Here is a 4,364-nt window from a genome sequence, read left to right on the forward strand (position 1 = left end):
ACACACTCGGATGGAGACGCGAACGTAAACACAGTGTCCAGGTGCATGCAGGAACGTTTCTTCGGCAGGTTGACCATGACGACATGCTGCACCGGAGTCCGCTCGAACAACTGTCGCGCTACGGTCATGACACCGCCAAACGACGTTCGCTGGGAATGCCCGATCAGAACGATCTCCGGGCTGACAACCAGTAGATCTCCGCCCTCGAACGTCACTCCCTGCGGAAGCCGTATCAGACGATCCCGATAAGGGCTCAAAGCGGGGTGATACCTGAGCACAATATCCGTCATGATGCTCTCTCTGGCCCGGGCTGCTGTCGCCGGATGGCTCAGGACGACGTGATCATTCACGACTGCCGCAACGTCGCGCGTGAACATCAGGTTCGGGAGGGGACGCGAACTCAGCCTGAGCGATGACACGCCGGTCACGGCAAAATGACGGAGTTCCTCCGGTGATAGCGTCTGCAGATCTTCCTGGAATGCCTGGAAGTTGCTCTCCACGAACACGCGACACAACTGGTCGACGAAATCCGTGCGGGCCTCCTCCTGACTGAAAGCTTCCAACAGCAGATCGCTGATTTGCAGCACTGCGTCGTGCCGTCCAACGATCTTCCGAAAGACCGAACACATGTCCGCATGCTCGGAACGCGCCTTTCCGGGAAAGAGGATGTCTTCGAAAAGGAGATCCTTCAGGCCGTCGGGAGACACCATCTCCATTTCTGGACCCGGCGTATGTACAATCACCTGCCGAAGGCGACCGGTTTCCGACGTCACCTGAAGATTCAGTTCAGCCGGCGTGGATTCGTCCCGTGACGTGGCGGAGGTGTGGCGGGGCTGAGCAGGCATGCGGGAATAACGCAAGAGGTTCTTGGCGCAGCAATCGCGACATCCGGTACCCGTCCTGATGCGCCTGCAAGCTGGGACAGGACCATGCCCTGCTTACGGCCGACGCTCCTGGAGAAGTGTGAAAAATCGAAGTACGATCGCAACCAGCAGCAGGATAACGAGAATCTTGATTGCATACCCCAGCAAGAAGCCGGCGAACTTCAAAACGAAGCTCAACACGACTACCGCAAGCATCATTACGATCGCCACCGTCAACCAGCGAAGAACTTGCTGGGCATCCATCTCTTTCTTTCCTGCTATTGTGCGCTGAAAACGAAGTACTCGACCAGAGACAAGCTGTTTCCGTTTGTGTCGAAACCCCCTGCTAATAGTATTCGATTATCCGCCAGCTTTGTTGCGGTGTGTTGATAACGAAAAAGAGGTCTCGCCTGGATCGGTAAGGTAAGAAACCGGTCGGAGCGGTCTGCGAAGATCTCAATGCTTCCTACGACTGGCCCCGACTCTCCCTGGATCCCGCCGAAGGTCGCCACCAGGCCGGGCGCCAGGGCTGCACTGGCATGATGTGTTCGGGGACTCAATGTGACGCCGGTTTCTACAGGGAGGAGGCCAAGTGAGTCCGCAAAATCAACCGTGAAGCTGGTCGACTCGAAGAACTCGGTTCCGAACCAGGTGCCATGAATCAGGTACCGATCGGCCTCGAGATCCGATCTGGAAGACAGCGATGCCTGCGTGTGGCCGGATATGGGTTCACTGAGATATCCCCCGACGTCCGGGCTGCGCGCAATCAAGGTATCGTTGTGAAAGAGGAACGTCCGGATATCGGGACGAATGCCGAGCTCCTGCGACGACCCCGCCCGCACGTCGCCGATTCCGCCGAACAGATCGATGTAGAAACCCGAATTCGTGTTGCGGGCAGACATCGTGTGCTCGGCCCGCAGGATCGGATCTCCCCGAACGGGAACGGTATTGAACTCGCCGGTTACCGGGTCAAATATCTCAGGCTCCACAACGAGCGTGAGAACGTCTCGAATAAGGCCCCGAGATCCACCGCCGACAATGAGAACCCGACCGTCGGGTGTATTGACCATCGTGTGTCCAACACGTGGCTTCGTCATCGGGTTGGGCAATACATCGAATGACAGGGTGCCCGGCGTGAAGATCAGGGCCTCGTCGGTGCCTTCACCTCCCGGCGTAAAGGATCCGCCCGTGACGAGAATATCGCCATTCGTCATCAGTATCGCGGCATGGTTGCCTCGGCCGAAAGGCAAGCTTGCCGGCGACAGCGAAAACGTGAACGGTATGTAGACGACCACGGCGGTGTCCGTTCCGGCAACACCCTGGGTGTCGTAAGCCGTGATGACCAGCTCGCTGAGTCCGGGAGCCACGTCGACGCTCATCGACCATACGCGCGTTGAGGCGTTGAAGTCCATCGGCTCGCCGGCGAGGACTACGCGATCAATAGGCCGGAAGGAGGAAGCTCTGACCGCGAATTCAACGCGGGCGTCCGTGACAATTCGATTCGGATCCGGTTCGAGTATCTCTATCTCCGGTGTCGAAATCTCGACAAAGGGACGGTCGCAACCAGCCCATACGAATGCAAGAAGTGCAGCGACGATGGAGGCCGCGCGACGCGCGACCCGGCGAATCGCCGGATCTGGTCGGCCCTTACTCTCGAGTGGATGACGGATTGACTTCATTCCGGGCGATCCCGTGAGGGGTCGAGCATGACGTGGTCCGGATAGGTCACCTCTTCCAGCACCAGTCCGCACGCCGGAGCGGCGGGGCCGGCCGCGGGTCGATCTCGCGTCGCGAGCACGGTCTCAAGATCCGAAGCCGATCGGAGACCGCGACCGATCTCCAGAAGTGTACCGACGATTGCGCGTACCATGCCGTGCAGGAATCGGTCGGCCACGATTTCGAAATAGTGAAAACCGTCGACGGACTCGCTGACCCAGACGGCGCGCGACACCGAGCAGATCCTATTCTTCGTCTCCGACTGGGTGCGGCAGAACGACGAGAAGTCGGTCGTGGTGACAAGAGTCGTCGCCGCGTCATTCATAAGATCGAAGTCGGTAGATGTATGTGCCAAACTCCTGAAGGGTCGCTCAAACGCCGTGGGGCGAAGTGTAACATAGTATCGATATCGGCGCGAGACTGCATCGTAGCGAGCGTGAAAGGCGTCGTGCGCCCTTTGAACGGACACCACCGCGATGTCGTTGGGAAGGAGACCGTTCAGTGAATGGCTCAAACGTGGAAGATCAACGGATCCGTCGCCATCAAAGTGAGCCACCTGTCCGCGCGCGTGGACCCCCGCATCCGTGCGACCCGACCCAACGACCCCCGTTCGCGTTCGAAGTGCCGTTGACAGGGCCTTCTCGAGTTCCTGCTGGACGGTCACCTCTCCGTTCTGGACCTGCCAGCCGTGGTAATTCGTCCCTTCGTATTCAAGAAGGATCTTGTATCTGGGCATCTAACACTCGTTCTTGTGGGCGCGAGTAACGCGGGTGCACCCGCCAACGCCATCAGAGAGGTTAAATGCGCGTGTATCTGACAGGTTTTATGGCTTCCGGGAAGTCATCCCTAGGCCGAAACGTAGCGATGGAGCTGGGATTCGATTTTCTCGACCTGGACGCCGCGATCGAGGCGGAAGCCGGGAAGACGGTCGGGGAGATCTTCCGGGACGATGGCGAACCGGCCTTTCGGGCGGCGGAGGCAGCGGCCTTGCGCGCGACGAGTCATCTCGAAAATCGGGTCATCGCTGTGGGCGGAGGGACGCTCGTTCCGGACGCGAACATGGACTGGGCGCTGGACCATGGCACCGTCGTGTTTCTCGATCTACCCGCGGAAGAACTCGTACGCCGCCTGTCCCGATCCAGAACTCGCCGACCACTCGTGGAAGCCATGCTTCGGAATCCCGGAGAACTGGAGCGCCGGGTCGCAGAGCTGCTCGGAGAAAGACGACAAGCCTACGAGAGGGCGCAACTTACCTTCCGACCAGAGAAGACTACCGCGTCGAGGAATGCCCGTCTACTTGTTCAGGTTCTGTTGCCGCTTCTGAAAAAGGAGGATAGGGATTCTCCAGATTGAACGTCCTGCGATGTAGCGGCGATGCACCGTGGCTTGACAACGCCTCGTAGTGGGCTCGCGTAGGATACCCGACGTTGGATATCCAGTTGTACTCCGGGTGCGCCTCGTGCAAATGATGCATCAGGCGATCACGTTCGACTTTCGCGATAATTGAGGCGGCGGCAATTGACTGGCTTTTGAAATCGCCCCGGATAACCGCTTCGACAGGCCACGCCGAATCCGGGATGACGTGGTTTCCATCGACAATGAGGTATGTCGGTTGTGGGACGAGTTTCTGGATTGCGCGTCGCATTGCCTCCATCGACGCCCAGAGGATATTCAGCTCGTCGATTTCCTCCGGCGAGCATACGCCGACGGCCACGGCCACGGCGCGCGAGCGAATTCGTGCGGCCAGTCGTTCACGATCCTCCCTCGACAGAAGCTTGCTGTCGG

The 4,364-nt window shown here is 59.0% G+C and carries 6 protein-coding genes; 1 reads left to right on the plus strand and 5 read right to left on the minus strand.

The window, feature by feature from the left end:
* The 4 genes from HKN37_12985 to truA form a co-directional block, all read right to left on the minus strand.
* A partial coding sequence (locus HKN37_12985) for an arginine deiminase (protein NNE47562.1) occupies positions 1–845 on the minus strand: 845 nt, incomplete at its 3' end.
* A gap of 93 nt (positions 846–938) precedes the next feature.
* Positions 939–1,127, minus strand: coding sequence for a hypothetical protein (locus tag HKN37_12990; protein ID NNE47563.1), 189 nt, complete (start codon positions 1,125–1,127; stop codon positions 939–941).
* A 14-nt stretch (positions 1,128–1,141) separates the two neighbouring features.
* Complete coding sequence (locus HKN37_12995) at positions 1,142–2,542, minus strand: hypothetical protein (protein NNE47564.1); 1,401 nt, start codon at positions 2,540–2,542, stop codon at positions 1,142–1,144.
* Positions 2,539–3,315: a tRNA pseudouridine(38-40) synthase TruA gene (gene truA, locus HKN37_13000; protein NNE47565.1), complete on the minus strand. Its 777-nt coding sequence runs from the start codon at positions 3,313–3,315 to the stop codon at positions 2,539–2,541. The genes HKN37_12995 and truA overlap by 4 nt, the downstream gene beginning before the upstream one ends.
* Before the next feature lie 65 nt (positions 3,316–3,380).
* Between truA and HKN37_13005 the strand changes: the two genes are divergently transcribed.
* The gene (locus tag HKN37_13005; GenBank protein NNE47566.1) at positions 3,381–3,932 is read left to right on the plus strand and encodes a shikimate kinase; all 552 of its coding nucleotides are present in this window, start codon (positions 3,381–3,383) and stop codon (positions 3,930–3,932) included.
* Here HKN37_13005 and HKN37_13010 read toward each other — a convergent pair.
* Positions 3,850–4,364, minus strand: a 515-nt coding sequence (locus HKN37_13010) for a ribonuclease HII (protein ID NNE47567.1), incomplete at its 5' end; no start/stop codon positions are given. The two genes, HKN37_13005 and HKN37_13010, sit on opposite strands and share 83 nt — an antisense overlap.

It is taken from the genome of Rhodothermales bacterium, assembly GCA_013002345.1.
GTDB lineage: Bacteria > Bacteroidota > Rhodothermia > Rhodothermales > JABDKH01 > JABDKH01.

Excerpts from the sequence above, each read along its gene's own strand:
- truA (NNE47565.1), bottom strand. The coding sequence starts at position 3,315 with ATGCCCAGATACAAGATCCTTCTTGAATACGAAGGGACGAATTACCAC.
- HKN37_12995 (NNE47564.1), bottom strand. The coding sequence starts at position 2,542 with ATGAAGTCAATCCGTCATCCACTCGAGAGTAAGGGCCGACCAGATCCG.
- HKN37_13005 (NNE47566.1), top strand. The coding sequence starts at position 3,381 with ATGCGCGTGTATCTGACAGGTTTTATGGCTTCCGGGAAGTCATCCCTA.
- HKN37_12990 (NNE47563.1), bottom strand. The coding sequence starts at position 1,127 with ATGGATGCCCAGCAAGTTCTTCGCTGGTTGACGGTGGCGATCGTAATG.